General features: G+C 65.3%; 15 protein-coding genes and 1 riboswitch. Of the genes, 6 read left to right on the top strand and 9 right to left on the bottom strand.

All coding sequences use genetic code 11. From position 1 onward, the window contains the following. Positions 1-45 precede the first annotated feature (45 nt). Both AC25Y4_RS14645 and AC25Y4_RS14640 read left to right on the top strand, forming a co-directional pair. Positions 46-633: a hypothetical protein gene (locus tag AC25Y4_RS14645; protein WP_488121154.1), complete on the top strand. Its 588-nt coding sequence runs from the start codon at positions 46-48 to the stop codon at positions 631-633. Positions 634-779: 146 nt separating this feature from the next. Continuing rightward, a complete protein-coding gene (locus tag AC25Y4_RS14640; RefSeq protein ID WP_488121153.1) occupies positions 780-2,612 on the top strand; it encodes an InlB B-repeat-containing protein in 1,833 nt (610 codons plus the stop codon). 60 nt (positions 2,613-2,672) lie between these two features. On the opposite strand, the gene AC25Y4_RS14635 is transcribed toward AC25Y4_RS14640, so the two are convergent. After that, the gene (locus AC25Y4_RS14635; protein WP_488121152.1) at positions 2,673-3,545 is read right to left on the bottom strand and encodes an aldo/keto reductase family oxidoreductase; all 873 of its coding nucleotides are present in this window, start codon (positions 3,543-3,545) and stop codon (positions 2,673-2,675) included. A 128-nt stretch (positions 3,546-3,673) separates the two neighbouring features. Here AC25Y4_RS14635 and AC25Y4_RS14630 point away from each other — a divergent pair, with 128 nt between their 5' ends. Further along, complete coding sequence (locus tag AC25Y4_RS14630) at positions 3,674-4,090, top strand: winged helix-turn-helix transcriptional regulator (protein WP_488121151.1); 417 nt, start codon at positions 3,674-3,676, stop codon at positions 4,088-4,090. Here the strand turns inward: AC25Y4_RS14630 and AC25Y4_RS14625 are convergent, their stop codons facing one another. Continuing rightward, positions 4,091-5,488, bottom strand: coding sequence for an L-serine ammonia-lyase (locus AC25Y4_RS14625; RefSeq protein ID WP_488121150.1), 1,398 nt, complete (start codon positions 5,486-5,488; stop codon positions 4,091-4,093). It lies immediately after the preceding gene. Between the two features lie 199 nt (positions 5,489-5,687). Beyond that, positions 5,688-5,786, bottom strand: a riboswitch (glycine riboswitch). A 136-nt stretch (positions 5,787-5,922) separates the two neighbouring features. Between AC25Y4_RS14625 and AC25Y4_RS14620 the strand changes: the two genes are divergently transcribed. Both AC25Y4_RS14620 and AC25Y4_RS14615 read left to right on the top strand, forming a co-directional pair. Beyond that, a complete protein-coding gene (locus AC25Y4_RS14620) occupies positions 5,923-7,332 on the top strand; it encodes an MFS transporter (protein WP_488121149.1) in 1,410 nt (469 codons plus the stop codon). A gap of 255 nt (positions 7,333-7,587) precedes the next feature. Beyond that, positions 7,588-8,271: a FadR/GntR family transcriptional regulator gene (locus tag AC25Y4_RS14615; RefSeq protein ID WP_488121148.1), complete on the top strand. Its 684-nt coding sequence runs from the start codon at positions 7,588-7,590 to the stop codon at positions 8,269-8,271. Between the two features lie 64 nt (positions 8,272-8,335). On the opposite strand, the gene AC25Y4_RS14610 is transcribed toward AC25Y4_RS14615, so the two are convergent. Next, positions 8,336-9,073 carry an SDR family oxidoreductase gene (locus tag AC25Y4_RS14610; RefSeq protein WP_488121147.1) on the bottom strand — a complete coding sequence of 246 codons (738 nt, stop codon included), beginning with the start codon at positions 9,071-9,073 and terminating at the stop codon, positions 8,336-8,338. 146 nt (positions 9,074-9,219) lie between these two features. On the opposite strand from AC25Y4_RS14610, the gene AC25Y4_RS14605 reads away from it, so the two are divergent. Beyond that, positions 9,220-10,170: an AraC family transcriptional regulator gene (locus tag AC25Y4_RS14605; protein WP_488121146.1), complete on the top strand. Its 951-nt coding sequence runs from the start codon at positions 9,220-9,222 to the stop codon at positions 10,168-10,170. Between the two features lie 92 nt (positions 10,171-10,262). On the opposite strand, the gene AC25Y4_RS14600 is transcribed toward AC25Y4_RS14605, so the two are convergent. From AC25Y4_RS14600 to AC25Y4_RS14575, 6 genes are all read right to left on the bottom strand, one after another. Then, positions 10,263-11,237 (bottom strand): substrate-binding domain-containing protein, encoded by a 975-nt coding sequence (locus AC25Y4_RS14600; protein WP_488121145.1) that lies wholly within the window; start codon positions 11,235-11,237, stop codon positions 10,263-10,265. A 126-nt stretch (positions 11,238-11,363) separates the two neighbouring features. Further along, on the bottom strand, positions 11,364-12,362 hold the full coding sequence (locus tag AC25Y4_RS14595) for an ABC transporter permease (protein ID WP_488121144.1): 999 nt from the start codon (positions 12,360-12,362) through the stop codon (positions 11,364-11,366). Continuing rightward, positions 12,359-13,882 (bottom strand): sugar ABC transporter ATP-binding protein, encoded by a 1,524-nt coding sequence (locus AC25Y4_RS14590; RefSeq protein WP_488121143.1) that lies wholly within the window; start codon positions 13,880-13,882, stop codon positions 12,359-12,361. Before AC25Y4_RS14590 ends, AC25Y4_RS14595 begins: the two co-directional genes overlap by 4 nt. Then, positions 13,879-14,322 (bottom strand): RbsD/FucU family protein, encoded by a 444-nt coding sequence (locus tag AC25Y4_RS14585; RefSeq protein ID WP_488121142.1) that lies wholly within the window; start codon positions 14,320-14,322, stop codon positions 13,879-13,881. The genes AC25Y4_RS14590 and AC25Y4_RS14585 overlap by 4 nt, the downstream gene beginning before the upstream one ends. Positions 14,323-14,421: 99 nt before the next feature. Further along, positions 14,422-15,276, bottom strand: a complete 855-nt coding sequence (locus AC25Y4_RS14580) for an amidohydrolase family protein (RefSeq protein ID WP_488121141.1) — start codon at positions 15,274-15,276, stop codon at positions 14,422-14,424. Beyond that, entirely contained in the window at positions 15,273-16,247 is a 975-nt protein-coding gene (locus tag AC25Y4_RS14575; RefSeq protein ID WP_488121140.1) for an aldo/keto reductase, read from the bottom strand. The genes AC25Y4_RS14580 and AC25Y4_RS14575 overlap by 4 nt, the downstream gene beginning before the upstream one ends.

The raw sequence follows: 16,247 nt of genomic DNA, 5'->3' as shown, positions 1-16,247 counted from the left end.
CCGGTTCCTGGTACGGGGGCCAGCGATCGTCCCTATGCTGTGCACATGCAGCGATCTCGAGGCATTCTGACCACGCTCCTTCTCGTTACCGCCACCGCGCTCACGCTCAGCGCGTGCGGTGCGACGCCCGACGTCCCTCCAACGTCGAGTGCCACGGCTCCGTCGCCAGCCCCTGCCAATACCCCTGTGTTCTTGGGCCCTGGCACACCCGTGCCCACCGCGGCTGCGGCGCCCAACTCGGCTGCCGCGCCCACCTGCGACACCGCGCTCGAGCCGGCTGCGTACGACGATTTCGCGGCATCCGGCCTGACGTCGAAGGAGTTCACGCAGTGGTGGAGCACCGACCTGCAGTTCATCCTCGACGACGGCGGCATGGTCTGCCTCTGGGGCAACATGGGCGACGTGATGGTCGTCTTCGGGCAGCTCGCCATGTCTGACGCCGAGTGGGACACCTTCAGGGCCTCGCTCCTCGACACCGGATATGTCAGCGACGACGCGTCATTCCCTGGCTACTTCAATGAGCCGGACACCGATCCGAACTACGTTGACGGTGGCTTCGTGCATCACGATGGCCAGCTGTACTACGCCAGCTTCCCCGACATGCTCGAGTGGGTGCCCGGACTCCCGTCCTGACCCTGCTTCGGCGGGTTTCCGCGGCGCGTTCCTTCGCCTCGTTTCTGCGCCCCGTTCTCCCCATAATTGGGGCCAGTTCTAGCCTGCGCCGCGCTGCGCCGCGCCGCTAGCCTGTGCCTACATATCTAAATAAGGGGACTTCAACGATGTTTGCCGCAGCACGCGCCACGCCTGCCCGTTTCCAGCACACACCAGTCGGACGGACAGCGGCAACCCTTACCGTCACCGCAGCTCTGCTCGCGTTCGGCTTCACCGCTGCCCCTGTGCAGGCCGCGTCGGCCGCCACGACGGTCACCGATGCCGCTGGCCTGATTGCGGCATTCGCCGCGGGCGGAACGGTGACCCTCGGCGACGACATTGACGTTCTCTCGGGTCCCGCTCTCAAGGTCTCCGCCGGGTTGCCGGTGACGCTCGATTTGAACGGTCAGGATTTGACGGCCGTCGGCGGGTTTAACCTGGCCGGGGTCGGAGTGCCTGCTGGTACGGAGTTGGTCATTGTCGACAGCGGAGCCAATGGATCGCTCACCGCCACCGGCGGGGACGACGCCGCAGGAATCGGCGGCGGGCCGTTTGAAGATGGTGGCACTGTCACGATCAACGGCGGAACCGTCACCGCACGAGGAGGAACCGACACCATCGGCCTCCTCTCCGGCGGCGCCGGAATCGGCGGCGGCTTCCTGGGCGAGGGCGGAACCACCACGATCACCGCGGGAACTGTTACCGCACAGGGTGGCGCTTCATCGGCCGGAATCGGCGGCGGCTACAGCGGCAGCGGCGGGACGACCACGATCAGCGGAGGCACCATAACCGCGACGGGCGGAGACCAAGGTGCCGGAATTGGCGGTGGCAACGGTGGAAAGAACGGCGGGATCACAACCATCTCCGGCGGCACCGTCACCGCGCAGGCAGGAATCTACGCCTCCGGAATTGGCGGAGGACAGGGCAGCGTCGGCGTCGGCAACGGCGGCACCGTCACCATCACCGGAGGCGTGGTTACGGCCAACGGCGGGTTGCAGGGTACGGCAATCGGCGGCGGTGCCTTCACTGGTGACGGCGGCGCATTGACCATCGGAAGCGGCGCGCAGGTCACGGTCTCCGCGTCATCCGCTCCCGGCTCGTTCCTGATCGGCGGCGGCGACAGCACAGCTGCATTCGGTTCGCTCTCGAACAACGGAACCCTGACAATCACGCCCGGCAGCACCCTGACCATTCCGGCGGGCACCACCGTGCAGAACTCCGGCACCATCGTGAACAATGGCGCGATCGGCGGGGCAGGGACGATCACCAATACCGGTGCGATCGTCAACACCGGCTCCATCGGCTTGACGGGCAACATCGGCTCCAACAGCTTTGAGCTCACCTTCGACACCACGGGCGGCTCCGGCGCTACGCCAGCGGCCGTCCCTCCGCTGCGCGTATATGCCAGCACGCTTGCCGCGGCCCAGCTCACCCTTCCGACGCTGGCCGCGCCCCTGCACTACGGGTTCAGCTGGTCAACGGATGCTGCGCGCACCACCGCCATGACGCCGACGACGGTCCTGACCCGCGACCTCACCCTGTATGCCACGTGGACCCTCGACCGCCATGTGATCAGCTTCGACGCGCAGGGCGGCAGCGCCGTCGCATCCGTCACCACCGACTACGGCACGACGATCGCCGCGCCTGGCGCGCCGACTCGCACAGGGTTCACCCTCAACGGTTGGTACACGGCCGCGACCGGCGGCACGAAGTGGAACTTCGCGGGCACCGTGACCGGCGACGTTGTCCTCTACGCCCAGTGGACCGCCGTCGCAGTAGTCACGCCGCCCACGAGCACCCCAACGCCGACCGTCACACCCAGGGTCACGCCGGCGTCAGTCGACCCGAAACTGGCATCCACCGGTTTCGACGGCGGTGCGGCAGGGCTCGGAGCGCTCATTCTCCTCATCGCAGGGCTCGCCGGAGTCCTCGTGCGCCGGCGCCGCGCCAGCGCGGTCTAAGCGCCACATTTGGGCCTCGTCATCACACGAAGGCGAGGCCCCGGACGTCCGTCCGATCGGCTAGCGGCCGATCGTGTCCAACTCGGCGACGTCGTCTGCCGAGAGCGTAATCCCTGCGCCAGCGATGTTCTCGCGCAGGTGCGTGACCGACGATGTTCCGGGAATCAGCAGGATGTTTGGTGACCGCTGCAGCAGCCACGCCAGGGCGACCGACATCGGCGTCGTGCCCAATCGCGACGCCACGGCTGAGAGCGCTTCGGACTGCAGTGGGCTGAAGCCACCGAGCGGGAAGAAGGGCACGTAGGCAACGCCCTCGCCCGCGAGCATGTCGATCAGCTCGTCATCATGGCGGTGGGCGAGGTTGTACATGTTCTGCACGCACACGATCGGCCCGATCGCCATGGCCTCTGCCACCTGCTCAGCCGTCGCGTTGCTCACGCCGAGATGCCGGATCAGGCCCTCCTCCTGCAGCTCGACGAGCGCTTCGAACGACTCGGCGATCGAACCAGCCTCTGGCCCCTCAGCGTTGCCGAGCCGGAGGTTGACGAGGTCGAGCGTTTCGAGGCCGAGTGCTTCGAGGTTCTCATGCACAGCACGGCGCAGGTCTTCGGGTCGACGGGCCGCAGGCCAGCCGCCCTGCTCGTCGCGGTTCGCACCGACCTTGGTCACAATGTGAAGGGATTCGGGGTACGGGTGCAGCGCTTCGCGGATGAGCTGGTTGGTAATGCGCGGCCCGTAGGCGTCGCTCGTGTCGATGTGTGTGATTCCGAGTTCTACGGCCTCACGGAGCACGGCGAGTGCTCCATCGATGTCAGCGGGCGGGCCCATGACCCAGGGGCCGGCGAGCTGCATAGCGCCGTATCCGAAACGCGAGACCGTCAGGTCGCCGAGAGACCAGGTGCCGCCGGGAAGTGTGGTTGAAAGCGTGGTCAAGTTTTTGCCTTTCCGTGGAATGGGGCTGGTGCCGAATGGCTCCTTGCCCCAGTATGAGGAAGTAACTTCCCGTCGGGAAGTAGGCACTTTCAGGTGCGTTAGTTACCCGCGGGTGGAAGGAACCATCGATGGCAACCATGACCGCCGCCGCACAAAAGGCGCAGAACAAGACGAACTACGACGCCTTCCTGGCCGTCTGCCCGAGCCAGAAGCTGCTGGACCGGATCTCCGACAAATGGGTCACGCTGATACTCACCGCGCTCGGAAGCGGCCCCGACTGCATCGGCGAGGCCGGGCCGATGCGCTATTCGGAGTTGTCCCGCACGCTGGCCGGAGTCAGCCCGAAGATGCTCACCCAGACGCTCCGGTCGCTGGAGCGCGACGGATTAGTCAGCCGCACCGCGACACCGACGGTTCCCGTCACGGTCACCTACGAACTGACAGATCTTGGACTGTCGTTGCACCAGATGATCCGCGGACTCAAATCGTGGGCGGAGACGCACATGGATGAGGTGCTTTCCAACCGCGAGTCCTACGCCAGCTAGCTAGCACTCCACCACGTTGACGGCGAGGCCGCCGAGCGCGGTCTCCTTGTACTTCGAGCTCATGTCCTTGCCGGTCTCCCGCATGGTCACGATCACCTCGTCGAGTGACACCCGGTGCGTTCCGTCTCCCCAGAGCGCCATCTTCGCGGCGTTGATGGCCTTCCCGGCCGCGATCGCGTTGCGCTCGATGCACGGGATCTGCACGAGGCCTCCGATGGGATCGCAGGTGAGGCCCAAGTTGTGCTCCATCGCAATCTCGGCCGCGTTCTCCACCTGCTCTGGCGTGCCGCCGAGCACCTCGGCCAGGCCGGCGGCGGCCATCGACGACGCAGACCCCACCTCGCCCTGGCAGCCGACTTCCGCGCCTGAGATCGACGCCTGCTCCTTATAGAGGACGCCGACGGCACCGGCGGCGAGCAGGAAGCGCACGACGGCGGCGTCCTTCACCTCCTGGCTGGCGGTATCCATGCCGGGCGCATAGTGCGTGGCATAGAACATGACCGCGGGAATGATGCCGGCTGCTCCGTTGGTGGGCGCGGTGACCACCCTGCCGCCCGTTGCGTTCTCCTCATTCACGGCGAGCGCCACGAGGTTCACCCATTCCTGCCAGAACTTCGGGTCGCGGTTCGGGTCTTCGACGAGCAGACGCTGGTACCAGGCCGGCGCGCGGCGGCGCACATTCAGCCCGCCTGGCAGCGTTCCGGTGCGCGCGATGCTGGAGTTCTTACACTCCTCCATCACGTCGCGGATGTGCAGCAGCCCGGCCGTCACCTCGGGCTCAGTGCGGCTGGCGAGTTCGTTCTGCAGCATGACACCGCTGAAGTTCAGCTCCTGCTCCCGGCAGTGCGCGAGCAGCTCGGCCGCGGTCCGGAAGGGCAGCGGGAGGTCCTGCTTCGACGCAGCCAGTTGCTCGGCCTTGGTCTGCTCCTCCCCCTCGCGCACGATGAACCCGCCGCCAACAGAGAAGAAGGTGGCCGCGTGCACAACAGCGCCAGCGGCATCCGTCACCTCGAATTTCATGCCGTTCGTATGGCGTGCCAGCACGGTGAGCGGGTGCAGCACCATATCGCTTTCGGCATACGGCAGTGAGCGGATGCCGGCGAGCACGAGCGCGCCGTCGGCCGCGATCCTGACCAGGCTGGCTTCGACCTCTTCCGGCAGGATCAGCTCTGGATGGCGACCTTCGAGGCCGAGCATCACGGCCGTCATGGTGCCGTGCCCACGGCCGGTGGCGGCGAGGGACCCGTACAGGTCGACGCGAAGTCCTACTGCGCTCTCGGCGAGACCGCGCTCGGCCAACTCGCTGGCGAACACGGCGGCTGCCCGCATCGGCCCAACGGTGTGCGAACTCGAGGGCCCGATGCCGACGGAGAAGAGGTCGAAGACTCCTACAGCCATGAGCTGTTCGATGCGAAGAGGGAGCGGAAACGGGATGGGGTCACGAGGATCTCCGATGGTCAGGCCGCGCAGGGCGCGGGCAATCGTTGAGTCCTCCCCGCTCTGTATCGGACCTGAGAGTTTCCGCGCCGGCCCTGGCTGGGCTGACGCTTGCACCGTCGGTGGGTCAGGGTGAATGCCTGGCCACTTTTCAGAGGTGCCTACCGCAGCGGTACAGGGGCCTGAGAGATTCCTGGGGAGGATTTGCTCCTACGGCGCCTGCCGAAAACTGCCGGCAGAACTCTCCCGCAGCGGATGACTGGCGTGTGAAATTGTGGGTTGTCAAAACCATACCTGAGTTCCCTCCGCTGCGGCCGGTGAGGCCGAGGCCACAAGGGGGTCCCCGTTCGGGTCACCTTCCCCAATTGTTCACCGCTCGCCAGTAGCCTGAACTCATGAACGAGCACTCCAAGCCGGAGCCCACGAATTCGCCCCGCAACTTTCCGCCGTCGCACCTGACCAGGCCAGACGGAGCCGCCGCGACGATCGGCGTGGATAACGCCCAGGTGGAGTCGGTCGCCGCCCAGAAAGCGCGCAAGGGCAGAGTGCTCTCCTGGAGCTTGTGGGACTGGGGCGGAGCGGCCTTCAACGCGGTCGTCACCACGTTCGTCTTCACGGTCTACCTCACCGGCGAATCCTTCGGCGGCGAGGCCTTCGTCTCCAGCCAGCTCGGCTGGACACTCGCGGCCGCCGGCCTGATCGTTGCGCTCCTCGCACCCATCACCGGGCAGCGTTCCGATGTCTCCGGGCGTCGCAAGTTCTGGCTGGCCATCAACACGTATGTCGTCGTTGCCGTCACCGCACTGATGTTCTTCGTCGAGCCCTCCCCCTCCTACCTGTGGCTGGGGCTGCTCCTGCTCGCCGTCGGTACCGTCTTCTTCGAGTTCGCGTCGGTCAACTACAACGCCATGCTCGTGAACGTGTCCACCCCGCGCTCCATCGGCAAGGTGAGCGGATTCGGCTGGTCGATGGGCTACTTCGGCGGCATCGTGCTGCTACTGATCGTGTACTTCGGCTTCATCAACCCCGAGGTCGGCCTGTTCGGCGTCACCAACGAGAACGGCATGGCGGTACGCGTCTCGATGCTCATCGCCGCCGTCTGGTTCGGATTGTTCGCCCTCCCCGTGCTGCTCGCCGTGCCCGAGTACCACGCGCCGGCCAAGGTCGCCCGCGACAAGGTGGGATTCTTCGCCTCGTATGCTCGGCTGGGCCGCGACATTGCAGCGCTCTGGAAGACCAGTCGGCAGACGGTTTTCTTCCTCATTGCCAGTGCGGTGTTCCGTGACGGCTTGGTAGGCGTCTTCTCCTTCGGCGGAATCCTGGCCGCAGGTACCTTCGGATTCACCGCCGGCGAGGTCATCATCTTCGCCATCGCCGCGAACGTGGTCGCCGGTGTCGCCACCGTGTCGATCGGGTTGCTCGACGACAAGATCGGTCCGAAGCCGGTCATCGTCGCATCGCTGATCGGATTGATCGTCTGCGGATCTGCCGTGTTCATCCTGCACGACGGCGGCCAGATCATCTTCTGGACCTTCGGCCTTGCACTCTGCCTCTTCGTCGGACCAGCGCAGTCGGCCAGCCGCTCGTTCCTGGCCAGGGTCATCCCTGCCGGGCGCGAGGGCGAGGTCTTCGGCCTCTACGCCACAACGGGCAAGGCTGCCACGTTCCTGGCGCCGACGGCGTTCGCCCTGTTCGTCACGTTCGGTGGCGCGCAGTACTGGGGCATCCTCGGCATCGTCCTCGTGATCGCCGTGGGCCTCGCCCTCTTGATCCCGGTCAAGTCGAAGCAGGAGCAGATCCGCTAGCCGCAACCCACGGCATCCGCTTGGCGTAGCTCGATTTCGGGACAGTCTCCGCCGGTCGAGGAGGCCGCCAGGCCGTCTCGAGACCCCTTGGTGGGCCGTCGGCGCACCCACGCAGTCGCAGCGCGGGTCGAACGCAGCTGTGCGGGTGTTGCAGCTGCCGCATAGCTGCGTTCGATGCGCGTAGCTCGATTTCGAGACACTCGCTGGCGCTCGCTCCTCAATCAGCGGGGTCGCCCGCAAAGGTAGGATCTTTGCATGGCGGTCACCGACGAAGCGATCCTGAAGATCAAAGACATGATTCTCTCCGGCGAACTCTCGCCAGGCGACCGGCTGCCCCCGGAGAAAGAACTCAGCGAGGGGCTCGGGCTGAGCCGCAGCTCATTGCGTGAAGCGGTGAAGGCGCTCGAGGTGATTCGGGTGCTCGACGTGCGACGCGGCGACGGCACCTACGTCACCAGCCTCGAACCTCGCCTGCTGCTTGAGGCCATGTCATTCGTGGTCGACCTGCATGACGACTCGTCCATCCTGGAGCTGTTTGCCGTTCGCCGCATTCTGGAACCGGCTGCCGTCGCACTCGCGGCCACACACATAACAGCGGATGTCGTGCGCGACCTCCGCACCCAGATTGAGTCGGTCAACGAGAAGACGAGCGTCGAGGGCCTCGTGGCACACGACCTGGAGTTCCACGGCGCCATCGTGGCGACGTCGGGCAACTCGTACCTGTCGAGTCTCATCGATTCGCTGTCGAGCAACACCGTGCGCGCGCGCATCTGGCGCGGCCTCACCCAGGAGCACTCCGTCGAACGCACCCTCGACGAGCACAAGGCCATAGTCGACGCTCTCGAACGCGGGGATGCCGGGCTGGCCCAGGCGCTCACGACCGTGCACATCTCCGGCGTCGAGCAGTGGCTGCGTGACGCGGCCACAGCATCGTCATAGCGAGCAGCTTTCGAACGCGCAGAATCGCCGAGGTCAGGTCGACCTCGGCGCTTCTGCGGATCCGCTACCAGGCCACGGGGCCGTAGTCGTCGGTGAAGGTTCCGGTGGGTCCGTCTGCCGCGATCGTCGCCATGCGCACCGCTGATGCCGCGCCCTCCGCAGGAGTGCGGACGCCGTGGAAATTGTTCAGGTCGGTTGCAACGAAGCCAGGGCAGACCGCGTTCACGAGGATATGGTCTCCGACGAGGTCGCGGGCGTACATCATGGTGACGGCGGTCAGCGCAGTCTTCGAGGCGACGTATCCAAGGCCGATCGGGTCTGTATTGGCGAAGTCGGAGATCGATGCGAGCGAGCCCGCGCTGCTTGAGACGTTCACGATGCGAGGTGCGGACGAACGGCGGAGCAACGGCAGGAAAGCACTCGTGACGGTGATGACGCCGAAAACGTTCGTCTCGAACACATAGCGGACGTGATCGACGTCAGCGGATCGTGGCAATTGACCAGCGAAGTCGGCGCCGGGCATGTGGCTGACACCAGCGTTGTTGATCAGCGCGTCGAGGCGGCCGAACTGAGCCTGGACCTCGGCAGCTGCGGCTGCCGCCGAAGTCGGATCTGTGACGTCGAGAGCTACCGCGGTGACGTTGCCGCCGCCAGCGCGCAGCTCGGCAGCTGTTGCTTCGCCCCGTTCGAGGCTGCGTGCGCCGATTACTACGGTGTGACCGAGCTCGGCGAGCTTGGCGGCGATCTCGCGACCAATGCCTTTGTTGCCACCGGTGACGAGGGCGATCATTGTGTCATTCATGGGTATTCCTTCTGTGCCGGGGCGCGTGCCATGGCGGTGAGTGGTTGTGTCGGAGGCCGGTCTTTTCGGGCCGTGTCCAGCCTGATGACACGGGCGTGGATTGTGAATAACGAGGAGTCCTGTTTTCTTGCTCTATAGTCCAGTGCATGTCCACAGATCGGTTGTCGGAAATCCTGGATCTCATCGAGGTCACAAGCGTCGTGTCCGGCGGCTCGGTAGTACGCGGGCGCTGGCAGACGGACAGCAGCATCAACGATGACCTCAAGTTCATCGCCGTCGTCCACGGGCATGCCTGGCTGAGCACCGATGGCCTGGACAAACCCATCAAGCTGGCATCAGGTGATGTGGTGGTTCTGAACGGGCGATCCTGGCTGGCATTGGAGGGTGGAACCGGCGACGAGACACCGGTTCGCGTTGAGCCGCCATCGGCGGGGTCCGTGATCTCGCCTGATGAGGCGAACGCTGACGGCGCGGATGTCCTCATCGGCGGACGGGTGGACTTGAACCCAACTGGCCGAGAGCTCCTACTCCAGGCTTTGCCCCCTGTCCTGCACATCGGTCGTTCGAGTGCCGTCGGGCCTCAACTTCGCGGACACATTCAACGGCTGTTCGAGGAGATGACCGCCAACCGCATTGGCTCTGACTTCGCGATCCGCCAGTACGGCCAACTACTCGTGCTCGATGTGGTTCGCGGCTTCATGAGCGACTCGAACATGCCGGCCGGATGGCTCAGGGTGCTCTCCGACACGCGGCTTGGGCCCGCACTGGCACTGATCCACGAGCAACCGGCCAAGGGATGGAGCTTGGAGGATTTGGCCCGTGCCGCATCCATGTCTCGATCCAGCTTCGCAGAACGGTTCCGTCACGCCGCAGGCACCCCGCCGCTGTCGTACCTCATCAGTTGGCGAATGCTCCTCGCCCAGCGAGAACTGCGATCTGCGGATACACGAATCGGTTCGCTCGCACTCGAGCTGGGCTACTCGTCCGAGAGTGCCTTCAGCACCGCATTCAAGCGACACGTTGGCGAGTCCCCGTCGAGCTACCGCTCTCGGGCCCACACCGACCAGCAGCGGCGGGCTTTCGAGCACGTGCACTGAGCACCTGTGCGGGGCACGACGAAGCGCCGAGGTCATGTCGACCTCGGCGCTTCGTCGTGCGTGGTGACCCCTCAGCGAGCGAGTCTCAGGCGTTACTCGTAGATGACAGCCTTGATCTTGTCGCTGTCGATGTTCGTCTTGTCGTACCAGTAGAAGCCGGTGTCGATCGTCTTTGCGACCTTCTCGCCATTGATTGCTGCGACAGCAGCCTTGACGGTCTCGTAGCCGATGCCGACCGGGTTCTGCGTGATCGCGCCGGCCATCAGGCCGTCGTTGATCGCGTCGATCTGGGCCTTGCCCGAGTCGAAGCCGACGATGGTGAGCTTGCCAGAGAGGTCGAGCTCCTTCACAGCCTGCACGACGCCGATGGCCGAGCCCTCGTTCGAGCCGTAGATGCCCTTGAGGTCAGGGTTTGCGGCGATGATCGCCTTCGCGAGGTCAGCGGACTTGGCCTGGTCGCCGGCGCCGTACTGCACGTCGACGATCTCGATCTTCGGCTCGTTCTTCTCCATGTATTCGACGAAGCCATCGCGGCGGTCAACACCGGTGACCGAAGTCTGGTCGTGGACGACGAGCGCAACCTTGCCCTCGTGGTCGATGAGGTCGGCCATCTGCTTGGCGGCCTCGCCGGCTGCGGCCTTGTTGTCGGTCGATGCCGTGGTCACGGGGATGTCACTGTCGACACCGGAGTCGAAGGCCACGACGGGGATGCCGGAGTCCTTGGCCTGCTGCAGGAGCGGACCGGCGGCCTGGCTGTCGAGGGCGGCGAATCCGATGGCGGCCGGCTGCTTGTCGAGAGCGGTCTGCAGCATCTGGATCTGCTGGTCGACATCCGCTTCGGTGTCAGGGCCCTCAAACGTGATGGTGACGTCGAATTCTTCGGCGGCCTGCTCTGCGCCCTGCTTGACGGCCTGCCAGAACTGGTGCTGGAAGCCCTTCGACACGATGGCGATGTACGGCTTGTCGCCGTCTCCGCCAGCGGCGCCGGACGCTTCCGCCGAGCAGCCGGTGAGCGCTGCGGCGACGGCCGTGATGCCGACCATTGCTGTGATTAGTCTCTTGTTCATCGGGACAAACTCCTTTGTTCGATCACTCAGATTGCGTGGGAAGTGCGTTGATATAAGAGGTGCGAGGTGCGATGTGCGGGTAGAAGCGCGGCGACGCGCAGGTGAAAACGGAATGACGCGCGGGCGTTAGTTTCCCCTGCGACGCAGCATGTCGAGGTAGACCGCGAGCAGGATGACGCAGCCGACGGCCACCGACTGCCATTCCTGCGGGATCGACATGATGCGGAGGCCATTGGTGAGCACGGCCATGATCAGGGCACCGATAACGGTTCCGACGATCGAGCCCTTGCCGCCGGCCAGCGACGTGCCGCCGATGACGACGGCCGCAATGGCTTCGAGCTCGAGGCCCATTCCACCGGTGGGCTGCGCGGAGCTGAGCCGGGATGCCGCCAGCACACCGGCAACGCCCACGAACACGCCGGAGACCGTGTAGATGACGATCTTCCACTTGTTCACGTTGACGCCCGACAGCGCGGTCGCGGCCTCGTTGCTGCCGATCGAGTACGTGTAGCGGCCGAAGATCGTGCGCGACAGCAGCACCGCAGCGATCACGATCATCAGGATGAAGATGGCCACGCCCAGCGGGAAACGGATGCCGGGGATGATCGACAGGTTCATGATCGACTGGAAGTCGGGCGTTTCCTTGAAGTAGATCGGCTTCGTGCCGCTGATGACGAGGGCGAGGCCCGCGGCGACCAGCATCATCGCCAGGGTGGCAATGAACGGCGGAATCTTGAGGATCGCGACGTTGACGCCGTTCACGAACCCGATCAGCGCGCCGAAGGCGACGGCGCCAAGCACACCGGCCCAGAGCGGCCAGCCCCAGTAGGTGAGGAAGACGCCGGCCATCACGCCGCAGAGGATCATTCCCGTGCCGATGGAGAGGTCGATACCGCCGGTGATGATCACGAAGGTGGTGCCGAGGGCCAGGATGCCGGTGACCGTTGCGGCCACCAGGATGCTGGTGATGTTCGAGGCGGTGAAGAAGTGCGGGCTCGCGAAGGCGAAGAACGCGACGATGATGATGAGGCTGGCGAAGGCCAACAGCTGCTGCAGCTGGCCGCGGAGCTGGCCGAGAATTCGCGGCGGTGAGATCCGTGCTGCATCGGACGTGATCGAGGTCATGCGTTTACCGTTCCTTCGGAGCTCATTCGGGTCGCGTAGTCCATGATGTTTTCCTGGGTCGCGTCAGCATTGTCGAGAATTGTGGTGAGGCGCCCCTCGCACATCACCGCAATGCGGTGTGACATGCGAAGTACCTCTGGCAGCTCGGAGGAGATCATGATGATCGCCTTCCCCTGGGCGGCGAGCGACTCCAGCAGGGCGTAGATCTCGTCTTTCGCACCCACGTCGATGCCGCGGGTTGGCTCGTCGAAGATCAGCACATCGCAGTCCTTGACAAGCCACTTCGCGATGACGACCTTCTGCTGGTTGCCACCAGAGAGGTTCTTCACCAGCTGCGCCGTTGACGGTGTCTTGATCGACAGGGCTGAGACATAGTCGGATGCCGTCGACTGGATGTCCGCCGCCTTCATGAACCCGAATGCCCTCGTGAACTTCGGCAGCGAACTCAGCACGATGTTCTCTTTCACATCGCGGTCAAGCAGCACCCCCAGCGCCTTCCGGTCCTCTGAGAGGTAGCCGATGCCGAGGCTGGCTGCCACGGCTGGGTTGCCGATCTGCACGGTGGCGCCGTTCAGTGCGATGGTGCCCGCAGACTTCGGGTCTGCACCGACGATGGCCCGTGCGACCTCGGTGCGACCGGCTCCCATGAGCCCGGCGAAACCGAGGATCTCGCCGCGGCGCAGGTCGAAGCTCACGTCGTTGAGCAGGTGCTTGGTGCTGAGGCCGGTGACCGAGAGAACGACGTCGCCCACGGCATCCGTTTGCTGGGGACGGGCCTCGCCCGTGATCTCGCGGCCGACCATCAACGAGATGACCTCGCTCATCGGGGTGGCCTGGGCGTCGACGGTGTCGATGTACTGGCCATCGCGCAGCACCGTGATGCGGTCGGAGATGACCCGCAGCTCGTCCATGCGGTGCGAGATGTAGATGACGCCGGTGTCTGGGCTCTTGAAGCGGTGGATGAGCTCGAACAGGGTCTCGACTTCGGCGTCGTTCAGCGCTGCGGTGGGCTCGTCCATGATGAGCACCTTGGCGTTGAACGACAGCGCCTTGGCGATCTCGACCATCTGCTGCCTGGCCACGGTGATTTCACCGACGGGTTGACGCGGGTCGAGCGCCAGCCCGAGCCGGTCGAAGAGTTCCTGGGCCTTGGCGTTCAGGTCGCGCTCGCTCAGGAAGAACCCGCCGATGCGCGGCTCCCTCCCGATGAAGATGTTCTGTGCAACGGTGAGGTCGTTGGCCAGGTTGAATTCCTGGTGGATGATGCTGATGCCGAGTTCCTGGGCGTGACGCGGGCCCTCGATCGACAGCTTCTGGCCGTTCAGGAAGAACTCGCCCTCGTCAGGCGTGTAGATGCCGGAGAGCAGCTTCATGAGCGTCGACTTACCGGCGCCGTTCTCGCCGACCAGGGCGAGTACCTCGTCGTGTCGCAGGTCGAGCCGGACGTCTTGCAGGGCTTTCACGCCGGGGAAGCTCTTGCTTGCGCCAACGATCTCCAGGAGGGGTGCGCGGCCGGTCATCCGTCGCTCCGCACTGAGGTGCGCACCGAGTCATGACCAACGACGCCCTTGCGCAGCAGTGCGTTCCCGTATTTCCGGGTCTCCCCGGTGCGCACGATCAAGAAAGCGGATGCCGCCACCTCGTAGTACCTAAACCTGTCGACGAATCGCACATCGGCCTCAGTTGCGGCGGCCGCAGCGATGAGTTCGTGCTGTACGGGGAGCACCTCCCCATCGGCGCTCGTCATGAGATCGAGCCCTGGGGCATCGTCGAGCGGGATGACCGTGCGGATCGCGGCGAGCACGTCTGGCGTGCTGAGCATCGGCAGGTCGACAACGCGACTGCCGAGGCGGTGGGCCGGGAAATGCGCGTCGGCGACCACGACGGCGTCTGAGTGACCCATGGCATCCAGGTGGAGCAACAGCTCCCCCGTTAAGATCGGATGTATACCGTCGAGCAATGGGATCTCTCTTCCTTGAGTGAAGCGTCTTGGTCATACTAGGTATGGCTGTTCTGGTGTGTCAATCTCAGGGGCGCCGGGATTGGTAACGGTTATACATCAGATCTTTGCAGGGTGCGCCACTGGGTCAAGTCGATAGGTGTCGATTGCGTTCTGCGTGAGGATCTGCTGCTGTTCCGCAGGGCTGAGTTCGCCGATAAGGCCGCTCAGCACCCTCCAGGTTGGCAGGTAGCCGCCGGCCGGCACCGTCATGGGCCAGTCGCCTCCGTAGAGCAGCCGGCTCGGGCCAAAGGACTCCAGCGCGATGCCCCAGACGCCTCGGACGGCGTCTGTGCTGAACTCCGCGTTCGCGGTACCGAGCCCCGACACCTTCGCCACGACGTTCGGCCTGGTCGCCAGCACGCGGAGCTGCCGCTCCCACTCTTCGAGGTCGGCCGTACCTCGCGGCGGTTTGCCGAGGTGGTCGATCACCAGGGTGAGGTCGGGCAGCGCGTCGGCGAGATCGAGGGCGGCTCCCAGGTGCCTCGGCCAGGCATCCGGCACGTCGAAGGCGAGATCGCGCTCGGCGAGCATGCCAAGGGAGGTGCGCACACCGGGGAGCGAGAGGAAGTCATCACGCGGGTCGTCGTGCACGAGGTGACGCACACCGACGAACACCGGATGCTGCTGCCAGCGGTCAAGCGCCGTCTCGGCTGCCGCAGGGTCGTCGAGCTGCACCCAACCGACCACTCCGGCCACCCAGTCGTGGGCAGCAGCGACCGAGAGCATGACTTCGGTGTCGCGCAGTGAATCTTCGGCCTGCACGAGAATGGCCGCGTCGACCCCGGCCTCGTCAAGCTCTGCCCTCGCCTGCACCGGGGTGAAATCGGCATAGAGCGCACCCAGCTCTGGCGTGAGCCAGGCATAGTCGCTGACCTCTCTATTCCAGAGGTGCAGGTGCGCGTCGATTGTCATGCGGGGATGAGTCCTCTGTCGGCCAGTGCGCTCCACAGTTCTGCGGGCACGCCCTCCTGCATCCGCTCGGCGTTCTGCGTTATCTGCTCAGGGCGGCTGCCGCCGACCACGACGGTGCGCACCGCGCTGTCCCTGAGCGAGTACTGCAGTGCGGCCGTCGGCAGCGAGACGCTGAACTCGTGGCACACGGCGGCGATGGCCTGCACGCGGGTGAGCAGCTCTGCAGGCACGCTGCCGTATTCGTAGCGGGCATCCGTACCAGGGCTGTCGGTGGCGAGCAGGCCGGAGTTGAAGACGGAGGCGTTCACGATGCCGACCCCGATGGCCGCGCAGGCCGGAACGACGTCGGTGAGGGCCGGCTGCTCGGCGAGCGTGTACCGGCCGGCCACCATGAGCAGGTCGACCAGGCCGGTGTTGGCTGAGGCGAGCAGGGCGTCCGTTGTCATCGAGCCGACGCCGATCGCGTCGACGACGCCTTCGTCACGCAGGGCGGCAAGCGCTGGAATGCCCTCGTTGATGCCCTGGGTCAGGTCATAGCGCTCCGGGTCGTGCAGAAACAGGATGTCGAACCGGTCGAGGCCCATGCGCTCCCGCGACTCGTCGACGCTCTGGCGGATGCCGTCGGCCGAGGCATCCCAGACCCGCTTCACGTCGGCGGGCACCGCGAAGCTGTTGTCGAGGTCGAGGGTGCCTGCGCCTTCGGGGTTCGGGCGCAGCAAGCGGCCGACCTTGGTGGAGACGAGGTACTCGTCACGCGGCTTCGTGGCCAGGAACGCGCCGAGGCGTCGCTCAGACAGCCCGAGTCCGTAGTGCGGAGCGGTGTCGAAGTAGCGCACACCGGCATCCCACGCGGCGTGCAGGATGTCGCTCGCCGCGTCATCCGTCAGTTCGCGGTACATGTTGCCGAGGTTCGCGGCGCCGTAGCCGAGGCGCGGAAAAGTGAGCTCGGGCATCTCAGACAGCTCTGGCAT

It is taken from the genome of Leifsonia sp. Y878 (assembly GCF_057669685.1).
Note: the sequence above shows the minus strand (reverse complement) of the source record. Positions and strands in the feature narration are given on the sequence as shown.